Genomic DNA, 15199 nt, shown 5'->3' on the forward strand with positions numbered 1-15199 from the left:
TCATGCTTTATTATCCAGCATCTTTTTCAGACCATCGAGAGGCGTGCGGCCCACACCGCGGGCAGATGGCACGCAGGAAGCCCGGACTAATAAGATGGCATTGAAATCCCCCGCGTTTCGTAAAAAATTTCCGTTGTTGGTAACCGGCAGTCTGCTGGCTATGCAACCTCTGGCCAGTTCATTCGTTGTTGCCGCCGAGCAGTATGACTGCGCCGTCTCGGCAACGGGAGGCTGGGCCTGCTCGCCGAAGACGCCGGCCGCTGCCTTGCCGCCGCGTCCCGTGCATGACGGCAGTGCCGTCAGTGCCGCTGGCGAAGCCCCGGCCGAGAGCGGCTCCACTGCGGAGTCCGGGCCCAAGCCGGTACTGGTTACCGAGTCCAAGGGCCGTGGCCTGAAATCCCGTAGCGAAGACTACAGTCACCTCGACTGGGTTCCGCGCGAGAAGCTCACCGCCGCCCAACTGGCCGAGACCGGTCCTTACTGCTCTGGTTCCTATATCGAACCAATTCGTCCTGGCATGAATGACAAGACGAATAAAAGTGACGCCCCGACCTTCATCGGCGCCAAGGCGTCGCGTTATCAGCAGGATTCGCAGGTCGCGAGTCTGGCCGGTGACGTGGTCATGCGTCAGGGCAGCATGCAGGTCGAAGCCGACGAGGCCAACCTGTATCAGGCCGAAAGCCGTGGCGAACTGGCGGGCAACGTGCGTATCCGCGACAACGGCGCGCTGATCGTCGGCGACCATGCCGATGTGCAGCTGGACACCGGTGAAGCCAAGGTCGACAACGCCGAATACGTGATGCACAAGTCGCGCATCCGCGGTAACGCGCTGTACGCCAAGCGTGCCGAAAACGCGATCATCCGTCTGAAGGACGGCACGTACACCACGTGCGAACCGAACAGCAACGCCTGGCAGCTCAAGGGCAACAACATCACCCTGAACCCTGCCACCGGTTTCGGTACCGCGACCAACGTGACGCTGCGGGTCAAGGACATTCCGGTCCTGTACACGCCGTACATCTACTTCCCGATCGACGACCGTCGTCAGTCGGGTTTCCTGCCGCCGACCATCGGCACCGGCAGCGACACCGGCTTCATGCTGGTGACCCCGTACTACTTCAACCTGGCGCCGAACTACGATGCCACGTTGTATCCACGCTACATGGCTAAACGCGGTCTGTTGATGGAAGGTGAGTTCCGCTATCTCACCAAGTCCAGCGAGGGCCAGTTCGGTGCTGCCTACCTGAACGACGACAACACTGACCGCAGCAAGCAGACCGACTACGAAAAAACCCGCTACATGTACAACTGGCAACACAAGGGCGGCCTCGACTCCCGCGTGTTCACCCAGGTTGACTACACCAAGATCAGCGATCCGTACTACTTCCAGGATCTGGACACTGACCAGATCGGCGTGAAGAGTGCCGATTATGTGAACCAGCAGGGCTCGATCAGCTACCGGGGCGACAGCTACACCGCACGCCTGAACGCTCAGGCGTATCAGCTGGCGACCGTGTCGAACATCACCCCGTATGACCGTCTGCCGCAAATCACCTTCAATGGTCAACTGCCCTATCATCCGGAAGGCCTGAACTTCGATTACGAAACAGAACTCGTCCGTTTTGATCGTGACCTGAAGAATGGTGACTTCAGCGACGAGAACGGTAACGTCTCGCCGCGCCTGGACAACAACGTCCTGGGCCTGGATCGTGCCAACGGTACACGCTTGAACCTCAAGCCGGGTGTCAGCCTGCCAATGAACTGGACCTATGGCTTCCTCAAGCCATCGCTCAAGTATCAATACACCCAGTACGACCTGGATCTTGACGGCACCGGCAAGGCGGATCTCGCGACCAACCGCCGGGGTGCTTCGGCACTGGGCGAATCGTTCAGCAGTTCGCAGAACCGTGGCGTACCAATCGCCAGCATCGACAGCGGTCTGTATTTCGATCGCGACACGTCGTACTTCGGCAAGAACTACCGCCAAACTCTGGAACCACGCCTGTTCTATCTCTATGTACCCGAGAAGGACCAGACCGACATTCCGGTGTTCGACACCAGCGAATACACCTTCAGCTACGCGTCGCTGTTCCGCGACAACCGTTTCTCCGGTTCCGACCGCGTCGGCGACGAGAACAAGCTGTCGTTGGGCGTGACCAGCCGCTGGATCGAAGACGACGGCTTCGAACGTCAACGCGTCAGCGTCGGCCAGGCGCTGTACTTCAAGGATCGTGAAGTTCAACTACCAGGCATCGATGCGAAGATTCGCGACGACTCGCGTTCCAATGTTTCGCCCTATGCGCTGGAATACGAATACCGCTGGAACCGCGACTGGCGCACCACGGCCGACTACAACTGGGATCCGGACAGCCACAGCCCGCGTTCGGGCAGCGCGATGTTCCACTACCAGCCTGAAGACAACCCGAACAAGGTTATCAACGCCGGCTATCGCTACCGCAACGACCAGGTCCGCTATGACCAGAACACCGGCAAGTGGACCACCAAGAGCGATCTGGGTATTGAAGGCCAACCTGGCTTCGAGAAGGACTACTACAAGATCAAGCAGCACGATTTCTCGGTTATCTGGCCGATCGTTCCGCAGTGGAACCTCATCAGCCGCTGGCAGTACGACTACAACCGGGACCGTACGCTTGAAGCTTTCGGTGGTTTCGAATACGACAACTGCTGCTGGAAACTGCGCCTGATCAACCGTTACTGGGTGGCCTATGACGAAACAAGTCAGGACGTCCAGCAAAACGAAAAAGGCGACCACGGCGTCTTCCTCCAAATTGTTCTGAAGGGCCTCGGCGGTGTCATGGGCACCAAGGTAGAGACTTTCCTCGACAAAGGCATCCAAGGTTATCGTCAACGTGAAGACCAAGCTTTCTGATTGTTTGCGCCCGCTGATGCTGGGCGCGCTGTTCCTGGGTACCGCGGCCAACGCCGCGGTGCAGTCCATCGATAAAGTGGTGGCCATCGTCGACAACGACGTGGTCATGCAAAGCCAGCTGGATCAACGCGTCCACGAGGTTCAGCAAACCATCGCCAAGCGTGGCGGCGGTCTGCCGCCTCCGGGCGTACTGGATCAGCAGGTGCTCGAGCGCCTGATCGTCGAAAACCTGCAACTGCAGATCGGCGAACGTTCCGGTATCCGCATCACCGATGAAGAGCTGAACCAGGCTGTCGGCACCATTGCCCAGCGCAACAACATGACCCCGGAACAGTTCCGCATCGCCCTGTCTCGCGATGGCCTGTCCTACGAGGACGCTCGCGAGCAGATCCGTCGTGAAATGGTCATCAGCCGTGTGCGTCAGCGCCGCGTGGCCGAACGCATTCAGGTATCGGAACAGGAAGTGAAGAACTTCCTCGCCTCCGACCTGGGCAAGATGCAACTGTCCGAAGAGCTGCGCCTGGCCAACATCCTGATTCCGACCCCGGAAAGCGCAAACTCCGAAGCGATTCAGAGTGCTGCTCGCAAGGCAATGGACGTTTACCAGCAACTCAAGCAAGGTGCCGACTTCGGCCAGATGGCCGTGGCCAACTCCGCCAGTGACAACGCCCTGGAAGGCGGCGACATGGGCTGGCGTAAAGCCGCTCAACTGCCACCTCCGTTCGACCGTGAACTAAGCAGCATGACGCCCGGCGACATCACTCAACCGGCACGCACTCCGGGTGGCTTCATCATCCTGAAACTGCTCGAAAAACGTGGTGGCGGGAGCCAGATGCGCGACGAAGTGCATGTGCGCCACATCCTGGTCAAGCCGAGTCCGGTTCGCGACGAAGCCAAGACCAAGGAACTGGCTCAGTCGCTCTACAACCGCATCGAAGCTGGCGAAGACTTCGCTGAACTGGCGAAAAAATACTCTGAAGACCCGGGTTCTGCCCTCAACGGCGGCGACCTGAACTGGATCGACCCGAACGCACTGGTACCGGAATTCCGCGCAGTGATGGCCAAGTCCCCGCAGGGTCAGCTGTCCAAGCCGTTCCAGACCCAGTACGGCTGGCACGTTCTGGAAGTCCTTGGCCGCCGCGCCACCGACAGCACCGAACAGGCCCGTGAGCAGCAAGCGATGACCGTACTGCGTAACCGCAAATACGACGAAGAGCTGCAAACCTGGCTGCGTCAGATCCGTGACGAAGCGTACGTAGAGATCAAACTCCCTGGTGCAGACCAGGCAGCGCAGTGAAACCCAAGCGTTTCGCGCTGACACCCGGCGAACCGGCCGGCATCGGTCCCGACCTGTGCCTGCTGCTCGCCTCGCAAGCCCAGCCACATCCCCTGATTGCCATCACCAGCCGCGACCTGCTCCAAGATCGGGCCGCGCAGCTGGGGCTGGCCGTCAGCTTGCTGGAAGTGACGCCTGACCACTGGCCGGACGCTCCGGCGCCCGCCAATAGCCTCTATGTCTGGGACACCCCGCTCAGCGCCCCCGTGGTCGCCGGGCAACTGGACAAGGCCAACGCCGCATTCGTCCTCGAAACCCTGACCCGCGCCGGCAACGGCTGCGTGAACGGCGACTTCGCCGGAATGATCACCGCCCCGGTACACAAGGGCGTGATAAACGAATCGGGTATCGCGTTTTCCGGTCACACCGAATTTCTCGCCGACCTGACCCACACCGCCCAGGTAGTCATGATGCTCGCCACCCGCGGTTTGCGCGTGGCGCTGGTCACCACTCACCTGCCCTTGCGCGACATCGCCGATGCGATCACGCCGGAGCGGCTGGAACGGGTCACGCGGATTCTGCACGCCGATCTGCAACAAAAATTCGGCATCGCCCAACCGCGTATCCTGGTCTGCGGGCTCAACCCGCACGCCGGTGAAGGCGGACACCTGGGCCATGAAGAAATCGACATCATCGAACCCACATTGGAGCGCCTGCGCGGCGAGGGCATGGACCTTCGTGGCCCGCTGCCTGCCGACACTCTTTTTACCCCCAAATATCTGGAGCACTGCGACGCAGTGCTGGCGATGTACCACGACCAGGGCCTGCCCGTGCTCAAGTACAAAGGCTTCGGCGCTGCGGTCAACGTGACCCTGGGCCTGCCGATCATCCGTACTTCGGTCGACCATGGCACCGCCCTGGATCTGGCCGGCAGCGGCAAGATCGACACCGGCAGCCTGCAAGTCGCCCTGGAAACTGCCTACCAGATGGCCGAGACCCGTTTATGACCGAGCAATACCAACACAAGGCGCGCAAACGCTTTGGCCAGAACTTTCTGCACGATGCCGGCGTCATCGACCGCATCCTCCGCTCCATCAGTGCCAAGGCCGGCGACCGCATGCTGGAAATCGGGCCGGGCCAGGGCGCATTGACCGCCGGCATCCTCAACTCCGGCGCACAGCTGGACGTGGTGGAGCTGGACAAGGACCTGATCCCGATCCTCAACCAGCAGTTTGCCGGCAAGAGCAATTTCAACCTGCATCAGGGCGATGCGCTGAAGTTCGACTTCAACAGCCTGAACGCTGCGCCGAACAGCCTGCGCGTGGTCGGCAACCTGCCGTACAACATCTCCACGCCGCTGATTTTCCACCTGCTGAACAACGCCGGCATCATCCGCGACATGCACTTCATGCTGCAGAAGGAAGTGGTCGAGCGTCTGGCCGCAGGTCCTGGTGGCGGCGATTGGGGCCGTCTGTCGATCATGGTTCAGTACCATTGCCGGGTCGAACACCTGTTCAACGTCGGCCCGGGCGCGTTCAATCCGCCGCCGAAGGTCGACTCGGCCATCGTGCGTCTGGTGCCACACGCGGTGCTGCCGCATCCGGCCAAGGATCATCGCCTGCTCGAGCGCGTGGTGCGTGAAGCCTTCAACCAGCGCCGCAAGACCCTGCGCAACACCCTCAAGCAGTTGCTGAGCAACGCCGAAATCGAAGCCGCCGGCGTCGATGGCAGCCTGCGCCCCGAGCAACTCGATCTGGCCGCGTTTGTACGTCTGGCCGACAAGCTCGCCGAACAGCCGGCGAAAGCACCTGAAGCCGACTGACCGGCAATGATCGCTATCGGGCGGGACGCCAACTCTGGTCTACTGCCCGATACTTGCCTAGACTGAATCCCAATCAGCTACGCCCCGCGTCCCGCTTCGTTTTTAAGGCCTTTTGCATGTCCGATCCTCGCTACCAGGTCGATGTCAGTGTCGTTACCCACTATCTGGCAGACCAATCGCAACCCGAGCACGAGCGCTTTGCCTTCGCCTACACCATCACCGTGCAGAACAATGGCGAGCAACCGGCTCGCCTGATGTCGCGCCACTGGGTGATCACCGATGGCGACGGGCATGTCGAAGAAGTGCGCGGCGCCGGCGTGGTTGGCCAGCAACCGTTGATCGGTGCCGGCAAAAGCCACACCTACAGCAGCGGCACGGTGATGACTACCAAGGTCGGCACCATGCAAGGCACCTACGAAATGGTCGCCGACGACGGCAAACATTTCGATGCGATCATCAAGCCCTTCCGCCTCGCCGTTCCCGGAGCCCTGCACTGATGGCGACGTATGCCGTCGGCGACCTGCAAGGCTGCCTCGAACCGCTCAAGTGCCTGCTCAAGCAGGTCGCGTTCGACCCGGCCCTGGATCGTCTGTGGCTGGTCGGCGACCTGGTCAACCGCGGCCCGCAGTCACTGGAAACCCTGCGCTTCCTTTATGGCATGCGCGACTCGCTGATCTGCGTCCTCGGCAACCACGACCTGCACCTGCTGGCTGCGGCGAAGAACATCGAGCGCATGAAGAAGTCCGACACGCTGCGTGAAATCCTTGAAGCGCCGGATTGCGCCGAACTGATGGAATGGCTGCGCCAGCAGAAACTCATGCACTACGACGAACAACGCGAAGTGGCCATGGTGCATGCGGGCATCCCGCCGCAATGGTCGCTGCGCAAGGCGCTCAAGTACGCTGAAGAAGTCGAGACCGCGCTGCGTGACGACAACCTGCTTCCACCCTTTCTCGACGGCATGTACGGCAACGAGCCGGCGAAATGGGACAGCGACCTCAAAGGCGTGACACGCCTGCGGGTCATCACCAATTACTTCACCCGCATGCGTTTCTGCACCGCCGAAGGCAAGCTCGATCTCAAGAGCAAGGAAGGCCTCGACACCGCGCCGCCCGGCTACAAGCCCTGGTTCCAGCACAAGGAACGCAAGACCCGTGGCCTGCGGATCATTTTCGGTCACTGGGCGGCGCTGGAAGGCAACGTTCACGAGCCCGGCATCTCGGCCCTCGACACCGGTTGCGTATGGGGCGGCAGCCTGACCCTGATGAATGTCGACAGCGGCGAACGCCTGTCATGCAAATGCGACGAACACGGGGCCGTCCTGCCCAGCGTCGCGCCACTGATCACCGAATCTTCTCCCGTCAGCGCCCCGCGCTAGACTGCGTTTTCAGCCGAGCCACAGGAGCCCGCCATGAGCGAATTCAAACGTATTCCCCCGGAACAGGCCCAGGCCCTGCGCGAGCAAGGTGCTGTGGTCGTCGACGTCCGTGACCCGGCAACATTTGCCGCACTGCACATCAGCGGCTCGAAGCATCTGGATAATCATTCCCTGCATGCTTTCATCCAGGGCGCCGACCTTGATGCACCCACCGTCGTCGTCTGCTACCACGGCAATTCGAGCCAGGGTGCCGCGGCGTACCTCGTGAGCCAGGGCTTCTCCGACGTCTACAGCATGGACGGCGGCTTCGAACTGTGGCGTACGACTTTTCCTTCGGAAACTGCGCAAGGCACCTCCGAATAATTTTTTTGTAACGTGCAAGCCCCGGCTCCCGTGGGCTCGCGCGGTGGCAGACGAACGGTCTGCCACAACTAATTACGTATCTCGCCTTTACCTCCCGAATTCCCAACTATCCTTAAGCCCAGGCCATCCAAAACAGGGGAGAGCCGGTACACCGGCGCACGGGTCATCGGGAGTGACTTTCGCGATTGTCGATCGCGGAAGTGTTCTGGGGGGTAAACAACAGCTGCCATCGCAGCTGCTTGCCAGCATCGACTGAGTGATCCGGCGTCGGCTCCACGTATCGAGCGAGGTGACGTCATGAGTATCTTTAGCCACTTCCAACAACGCTTCGAGTCCACACGCCAGGAAGAATTCTCCCTGCAGGAGTACCTGGAACTGTGCAAAAAGGATCGCAGTGCCTACGTTTCCGCCGCCGAGCGTCTATTGCTGGCCATCGGCGAACCGGAACTGCTCGACACCTCGACCAACTCGAGACTGTCGCGCATCTTTTCCAACAAGGTGATCCGTCGCTATCCGGCCTTTGAAGACTTCCACGGGATGGAAGAATGCATCGACCAGATCGTGTCGTATTTCCGCCATGCCGCTCAGGGCCTGGAAGAGAAGAAACAGATCCTCTACCTGCTCGGCCCTGTCGGCGGCGGTAAGTCGTCCCTGGCCGAGAAGCTGAAACAGCTCATCGAAAAAGTGCCCTTCTACGCGATCAAGGGCTCGCCGGTATTCGAATCGCCACTGGGTCTGTTCAACGCCACCGAAGATGGCGCGATCCTCGAGGAAGACTTCGGCATTCCACGGCGCTACCTGAACACCATCATGTCGCCATGGGCCACCAAGCGCCTGGCCGAATTCGGCGGCGACATCAGCCAGTTCCGGGTGGTCAAGCTGTACCCGTCGATCCTCAACCAGATCGCCGTGGCCAAGACCGAACCGGGTGACGAAAACAACCAGGACATCTCCGCGCTGGTGGGCAAGGTCGATATCCGCAAACTCGAAGAATTCCCGCAGAACGACGCCGACGCCTACAGCTACTCCGGTGCGCTGTGCCGGGCCAACCAGGGCCTGATGGAATTCGTCGAAATGTTCAAGGCACCGATCAAGGTGCTCCATCCATTGCTGACCGCTACCCAGGAAGGCAACTACAACAGTACCGAAGGCCTTGGCGCGATTCCGTTCACCGGGATCCTGCTGGCCCACTCCAACGAATCGGAGTGGCACACCTTCCGCAACAACAAGAACAACGAAGCCTTCATCGACCGGATCTACATCGTCAAGGTGCCGTACTGCCTGCGTGTGAGTGACGAGGTGAAGATCTACGACAAGCTTCTGTTCAACAGCTCCCTGGCCAAAGCGCATTGCGCGCCCGACACCCTGAAGATGCTGGCGCAGTTCACCGTGCTGTCACGCCTGAAGGAGCCGGAAAACTCCAACATCTACTCCAAGATGCGGGTGTATGACGGCGAAAACCTCAAGGACACCGATCCGAAGGCCAAGTCGATCCAGGAATACCGCGATGCAGCGGGCGTCGACGAAGGCATGAACGGTCTGTCGACCCGGTTCGCGTTCAAGATACTGTCCAAGGTCTTCAACTTCGATCCGCATGAAATCGCCGCCAACCCGGTACACCTGCTTTACGTGCTGGAACAGCAGATCGAACAGGAACAGTTCCAGGCCGAGACCCGCGAACGCTATCTGCGTTACCTGAAAGAGTACCTGGCACCGCGTTATATCGAATTCATCGGCAAGGAGATTCAGACCGCCTACCTCGAGTCTTACAGCGAGTACGGCCAGAACATCTTCGACCGCTACGTGCTGTATGCGGACTTCTGGATTCAGGATCAGGAATACCGCGATCCGGAAACCGGCGAGATCCTCAACCGCGTCGCCCTCAACGAGGAGCTGGAAAAAATCGAGAAACCGGCCGGCATCAGCAATCCGAAGGATTTTCGCAACGAAATCGTCAACTTCGTGTTGCGCGCCCGGGCCAACAACAACGGCAAGAACCCGACCTGGCTCAGCTACGAAAAACTGCGGGTGGTCATCGAGAAGAAAATGTTCTCGAACACCGAAGACCTGCTGCCAGTCATCAGCTTCAACGCCAAGGCCAGCAAAGAGGATCAACAGAAGCACAACGACTTCGTTACACGAATGGTCGAACGCGGCTACACCGACAAACAGGTACGACTGCTCTCCGAGTGGTACCTGCGGGTCAGAAAATCACAGTAAACCGCGGCCGGTCAGACCGGTTGTCGTCAGCCCGAGGCCTGTGCGCGCATTTTCTGCTACACAGGCCTCTGGAAGGTGTTCGAAAGGCGGTAGCGAGGTTCAGGCAGCACCCAAAGCGCTTGGGGGAGCGTGTACGTCCCTTGGCATTCGGTTCAATGCTGCATGACCGCTCACCCCTTTGCAGGACAGCTTCTAAGGAGCAGTCATGAGCTATGTGATCGACCGACGTCTCAATGGCAAGAACAAGAGCACGGTGAACCGTCAGCGCTTCCTGCGGCGTTACCGTGACCACATCAAGAAGGCTGTCGAAGAGGCGGTCAGCCGGCGTTCCATCACCGATATGGAGCACGGCGAACAGATCAGCATTCCCGGTCGCGATATCGACGAACCGGTGCTTCACCATGGTCGCGGCGGCAAGCAGACCGTGGTTCATCCCGGCAACAAGGAATTCACCGCTGGCGAACACATCGCCCGTCCGCCGGGAGGTGGCGGAGGCCGTGGGCCGGGCAAGGCCGGCAACTCTGGCGAAGGCATGGACGAGTTTGTCTTCCAGATCACCCAGGAAGAATTCCTCGAATTCATGTTCGAGGATCTCGAACTGCCCAACCTGGTCAAGCGCAACCTGACCGGCACCGACACCTTCAAGACTGTGCGTGCGGGGATCAGCAACGAGGGCAACCCGTCGCGGATCAACATCATCCGCACCCTGCGCTCGGCCCACGCCCGGCGCATTGCGCTGTCTGGCAGCAGCCGCGCCAAACTGCGCGAAGTCAAAGAGGAGCTGGCGCGACTCAAACGCGAAGAACCGGATAACTTCGGCGACATTCAGGATCTCGAAGCGGAAATCGAGAAGCTCAGTGCGCGCATCCATCGGGTGCCGTTCCTCGATACTTTCGACCTCAAGTACAACCTGCTGATCAAGCAGCCGAATCCCAGCTCGAAGGCCGTGATGTTCTGCCTGATGGACGTTTCCGGCTCCATGACCCAGGCGACCAAGGACATCGCCAAGCGCTTCTTCATCCTGTTGTACCTGTTCCTCAAGCGCAACTACGACAAGATCGACGTGGTGTTCATCCGCCATCACACCAGCGCCCGCGAAGTGGACGAAGAGGAGTTTTTCTATTCCCGCGAGACCGGCGGCACCATCGTTTCCAGCGCCCTGAAACTGATGCAGGAAATCATGGCCGAGCGCTACCCGAGCAACGAGTGGAACATCTACGCCGCCCAGGCTTCCGACGGCGACAACTGGAACGACGACTCGCCGATCTGCCGCGACATCCTGATCAACCAGATCATGCCTTTTGTGCAGTACTACACTTACGTGGAGATAACCCCGCGCGAACATCAGGCCTTGTGGTACGAGTACGAGCGCATCGCCGAAGCCTTTTCCGACACTTTTGCCCAGCAACAACTGGTCTCGGCCGGGGATATCTATCCGGTCTTCCGTGAACTCTTCCAGCGCAGGTTAGTGACATGACCGCCAAGACCGCCAAAGAGCAGAAGCGCCAACCCATTTCCACCGGCTCGGAATGGACATTCGAGCTGATCCAGACGTACGACCGCGAAATCGCCCGTATCGCGGCCGGCTACGCCCTGGACACCTACCCCAACCAGATCGAAGTGATCACCGCCGAACAGATGATGGACGCCTATGCGTCGGTCGGCATGCCGCTGGGCTATCACCATTGGTCCTACGGCAAACACTTCCTCAGCACCGAGAAATCCTACAGCCGCGGGCAGATGGGGCTGGCGTACGAGATCGTGATCAACTCGGACCCGTGCATCGCGTACCTGATGGAGGAAAACACCATCTGCATGCAGGCACTGGTGGTCGCGCATGCCTGCTACGGCCACAACAGCTTCTTCAAAGGCAACTATCTGTTCCGCACCTGGACCGACGCCAGTTCGATCATCGATTACCTGGTGTTCGCCAAGCAGTACATCATGCAGTGCGAGGAGCGCCACGGGATTGATGCCGTGGAGGATCTGCTCGATTCCTGCCACGCCCTGATGAACTATGGTGTCGACCGCTACAAGCGTCCGTACCCGATTTCCGCCGAAGAAGAGCGGCGTCGGCAAAAGGATCGCGAAGAGCACCTGCAGAAGCAGATCAACGACCTGTGGCGCACCATTCCCAAAGGCGCGGACAAGTACAGCGACAAGGACAACGCGCGCTTCCCGGCCGAACCACAGGAAAACATCCTGTATTTCATCGAGAAACACGCCCCGCTGCTGGAACCCTGGCAGCGCGAGATCGTGCGGATCGTGCGCAAGATTGCTCAGTATTTTTATCCACAGCGCCAGACCCAGGTGATGAACGAAGGCTGGGCGACGTTCTGGCACTACACGCTGATGAACGACCTGTACGACGAAGGCCTGGTGACGGACGGTTTCATGATGGAGTTCCTGACGTCCCACACCAGCGTGGTGTTTCAGCCGGGGTTCGACAGCCCTTATTACAACGGCATCAACCCGTATGCGCTGGGTTTTGCGATGTATCGCGACATCCGCCGCATGTGCGAAGAGCCTACGGAAGAAGACCGCCGCTGGTTCCCGGAAATCGCCGGCAGCGACTGGCTGTCGACCATCAAGTTCGCCATGAGCAGCTTCAAGGATGAGAGTTTCATCCTGCAATACCTGTCACCCAAGGTGATCCGCGACCTTAAGCTGTTCAGCATTCTCGATGACGATCAGAAGGACGATCTGCTGGTACCGGCGATCCATGACGAGGGCGGCTACCGGATCATTCGCGAAACGCTCGCAGCGCAGTACAACCTGGGTAACCGCGAACCGAACGTGCAGATTTACAGCATCGACCGCCGCGGTGACCGCTCACTGACCCTGCGCCACCAGCAGCACGACCGCAAACCGCTGGGCGATTCCACCGAGGAGGTTCTGAAACACCTGCATCGGCTGTGGGGTTTCGACATTCACCTGGAAACCCTGCAGGGCGACCAGATCATGAAGACCCATCATGTTCCGCCCCGCAGCGAACACAGCGAGGGGGATTACGGTCGACTCGACCTGGCCGTCATTCATCTTTGATCCCGTTCAGGCCTCCGAAAGTCCGGCGCAAGGGTTATCCTGTCGGGCCAACGGAGGTTTTTTATGCAGATTTACAAGGTCGGCGGTGCGGTACGTGATCGCCTGCTGGGCAAACCGGTCACCGATATCGATTGGGTGGTGGTCGGCGCAACCACAGAAGAAATGCTCGCCAAGGGGTATCGCCCGGTTGGCGCGGACTTCCCGGTTTTTCTTCACCCAAAAAGCGGCGAGGAGTACGCCCTCGCCCGCACCGAGCGCAAGAGCGGTCGCGGTTATGGCGGTTTCACCTTTCACGCCAGCCCCGAGGTCACGCTTGAAGAAGACCTGATTCGCCGTGACCTCACGATCAACGCCATGGCGGAAGACGATCAGCAAAATCTGACCGATCCCTACCACGGCCAGCGCGATCTCGAAGAGCGGATTCTACGCCACGTTTCCCCCGCGTTTGCCGAAGATCCGCTCAGGGTTCTGCGTGTCGCGCGCTTTGCCGCCCGTTACGCGGAGCTTGGTTTCAAGGTAGCGCCCGAAACTCTGGAGCTGATGCGTCAGCTCAGTGAATCGGGCGAACTGGAAGCCCTTACGGCCGAACGCAGCTGGAAAGAGATTTCCCGCGCACTGATGGAAGATCAGCCCCAAGTGTTCATTCAAGTACTGCGCGATTGCGGCGCCTTGAAGGTGCTGATGCCAGAGGTCGATGCCTTGTTCGGCGTGCCGCAACCGGAAGCCCATCACCCGGAAATCGACAGCGGCATCCACACCCTGAGCGTGCTTGAGCAGTCAGCCCTGCACAAACAACCGCTGACCGTGCGTTGGGCCTGCCTGCTGCACGACCTCGGCAAAGGCCTGACTCCAGAAGAAGAATGGCCACGGCACATCGCCCATGAGCACAAAGGCCTGAAGTTGATCAAAGCGGTCAACGAGCGCTTCAAGGCACCGAAGGACTGTCAGGAGCTGGCCTTGCTGGTCGGCCAATATCACACCCACGGGCATCGCGCCCTGGAGTTGAAGGCTTCGACCTTGCTTGAGTTGCTGCAAAGCTTTGACGTTTACCGTCGGCCGCAGCGTTTCGAAGAATTCATCGTCGCGTGCGAGATGGATGCCCGAGGCCGCAAAGGGCTCGAGCAGCGCAGTTACCCACAGGCGGATTACCTGCGCGGGGCGGCCAATGTGGCACGCGGCGTGGCGGTGCAGCCGTTGCTGGAAAAGGGATTCAAAGGCCCGGAACTGGGCGAGGCACTCAAGCGCGAACGGCTCAAGGCGTTGAAGGTTTACAAGGAATCAGCGGCGTCCTGATAACACCTGATCCGCCCTCGAGAGGGCGGATCAAACTGTTCAAGACAGATCTGAAGGCGTGAGCTGAATACCGCGCCACTCAAATCCGACCGGTGCCAGCACTTGATCGATCTGCGCTTCGGCCCACAATGTGGCAAAGCTTTTTCCTACACCGGGATGTACCCGATCCGGCGCAATCAGCGACAGCGGCCACAGCACAAAGGCATTTTTCAGGATTTCCGCACGAGGCAGGATCAGCCCGTCGAAGTTACCCGCCAGATCGCCGTACAGCAACACGTCAATATCCAGCGGCAAGCCCTTGCGATCCGGCGCATAACGACCGTTGTCCGCTTCAATGAACTTCAAGCGGCGATCCAGCTCAATCAACGGCAGATCGGTGAACGCCGACACCACGAAGTTGAAGAACGGCCCGCTCTTGATTCCCACCGGCTGGCTTTCGAACACAGGCGAACAGCGGATGTCCACCAGAAACGTGGACAAGGCATCCAGACCGGCCTGCAAATGGGTTTCGCGCTCGATATTGCTACCGAGCCCGAGATAGACCTGGGTCAGCGGCATCCGCGCTCGATCTCCACACCCACACCACCCTTGGCGGCCGGTACGGCACCTGGCTTGGTCAGCTTCAGGCGCACCCAGGTGATCTTGAATTCATTTATCAGCACTTCAACCAGACGCTCGGCGAAGGTCTCGACCAGTTGATACTGGGATTGCTCGGCAAAGGCCTGGATCCGTGTGGACACACTGGCGTAATCGAGCGCCAGGGTCAGGTCGTCACCGGCGGCGGCCGGGCGATTGTCCCAGGCGAAGCTCAAATCAAGACGCAGGCACTGTCGGATGCCGCGCTCCCAGTCGTAGGCACCGATCACGGTGTCGACTTCCAGGCCCTCGATAAACACTCTGTCCAAGCACTTT

Annotated in this window: 13 protein-coding genes; 11 read left to right on the top strand and 2 right to left on the bottom strand. The window is 59.8% G+C overall.

The genetic code is table 11. The features are described from left to right. Positions 1-94: 94 nt before the first annotated feature. The 11 genes from AC0R79_RS27685 to AC0R79_RS27735 all read left to right on the top strand — a co-directional run bounded on the left by AC0R79_RS27685 (position 95) and on the right by AC0R79_RS27735 (position 14287). Entirely contained in the window at positions 95-2890 is a 2796-nt protein-coding gene (locus AC0R79_RS27685; RefSeq protein WP_127800220.1) for an LPS-assembly protein LptD, read from the top strand. Then, complete coding sequence (locus AC0R79_RS27690; RefSeq protein WP_474732527.1) at positions 2871-4187, top strand: peptidylprolyl isomerase; 1317 nt, start codon at positions 2871-2873, stop codon at positions 4185-4187. Before AC0R79_RS27685 ends, AC0R79_RS27690 begins: the two co-directional genes overlap by 20 nt. After that, positions 4184-5173: a 4-hydroxythreonine-4-phosphate dehydrogenase PdxA gene (gene pdxA, locus AC0R79_RS27695; RefSeq protein ID WP_474732528.1), complete on the top strand. Its 990-nt coding sequence runs from the start codon at positions 4184-4186 to the stop codon at positions 5171-5173. Before AC0R79_RS27690 ends, pdxA begins: the two co-directional genes overlap by 4 nt. Continuing rightward, positions 5170-5988 (top strand): 16S rRNA (adenine(1518)-N(6)/adenine(1519)-N(6))-dimethyltransferase RsmA, encoded by an 819-nt coding sequence (gene rsmA, locus AC0R79_RS27700; RefSeq protein WP_007959916.1) that lies wholly within the window; start codon positions 5170-5172, stop codon positions 5986-5988. Before pdxA ends, rsmA begins: the two co-directional genes overlap by 4 nt. Positions 5989-6104: 116 nt before the next feature. Next, positions 6105-6485, top strand: a complete 381-nt coding sequence (gene apaG, locus AC0R79_RS27705) for a Co2+/Mg2+ efflux protein ApaG (RefSeq protein WP_064380341.1) — start codon at positions 6105-6107, stop codon at positions 6483-6485. After that, complete coding sequence (locus AC0R79_RS27710) at positions 6485-7366, top strand: symmetrical bis(5'-nucleosyl)-tetraphosphatase (RefSeq protein WP_474732529.1); 882 nt, start codon at positions 6485-6487, stop codon at positions 7364-7366. Before apaG ends, AC0R79_RS27710 begins: the two co-directional genes overlap by 1 nt. Positions 7367-7399: 33 nt before the next feature. Next, positions 7400-7729: a thiosulfate sulfurtransferase GlpE gene (glpE, locus tag AC0R79_RS27715; RefSeq protein ID WP_007959911.1), complete on the top strand. Its 330-nt coding sequence runs from the start codon at positions 7400-7402 to the stop codon at positions 7727-7729. Positions 7730-8026: 297 nt separating this feature from the next. Continuing rightward, positions 8027-9949 (top strand): PrkA family serine protein kinase, encoded by a 1923-nt coding sequence (locus tag AC0R79_RS27720; protein ID WP_007959909.1) that lies wholly within the window; start codon positions 8027-8029, stop codon positions 9947-9949. A 205-nt stretch (positions 9950-10154) separates the two neighbouring features. After that, positions 10155-11426 (top strand): YeaH/YhbH family protein, encoded by a 1272-nt coding sequence (locus tag AC0R79_RS27725; protein ID WP_007959907.1) that lies wholly within the window; start codon positions 10155-10157, stop codon positions 11424-11426. Beyond that, the gene (locus AC0R79_RS27730) at positions 11423-12994 is read left to right on the top strand and encodes a SpoVR family protein (RefSeq protein WP_007959904.1); all 1572 of its coding nucleotides are present in this window, start codon (positions 11423-11425) and stop codon (positions 12992-12994) included. Before AC0R79_RS27725 ends, AC0R79_RS27730 begins: the two co-directional genes overlap by 4 nt. 63 nt (positions 12995-13057) lie before the next feature. After that, positions 13058-14287 carry a multifunctional CCA addition/repair protein gene (locus AC0R79_RS27735; RefSeq protein ID WP_474732530.1) on the top strand — a complete coding sequence of 410 codons (1230 nt, stop codon included), beginning with the start codon at positions 13058-13060 and terminating at the stop codon, positions 14285-14287. A gap of 39 nt (positions 14288-14326) precedes the next feature. Here AC0R79_RS27735 and folK read toward each other — a convergent pair whose 3' ends face one another. Then, positions 14327-14845, bottom strand: coding sequence for a 2-amino-4-hydroxy-6-hydroxymethyldihydropteridine diphosphokinase (gene folK, locus AC0R79_RS27740; protein ID WP_474732531.1), 519 nt, complete (start codon positions 14843-14845; stop codon positions 14327-14329). Next, on the bottom strand, positions 14836-15192 hold the full coding sequence (gene folB / locus AC0R79_RS27745) for a dihydroneopterin aldolase (protein WP_375747991.1): 357 nt from the start codon (positions 15190-15192) through the stop codon (positions 14836-14838). Before folB ends, folK begins: the two co-directional genes overlap by 10 nt. Positions 15193-15199 lie beyond the last annotated feature (7 nt).

It is taken from the genome of Pseudomonas sp. HD57-3, from assembly GCF_056113135.1.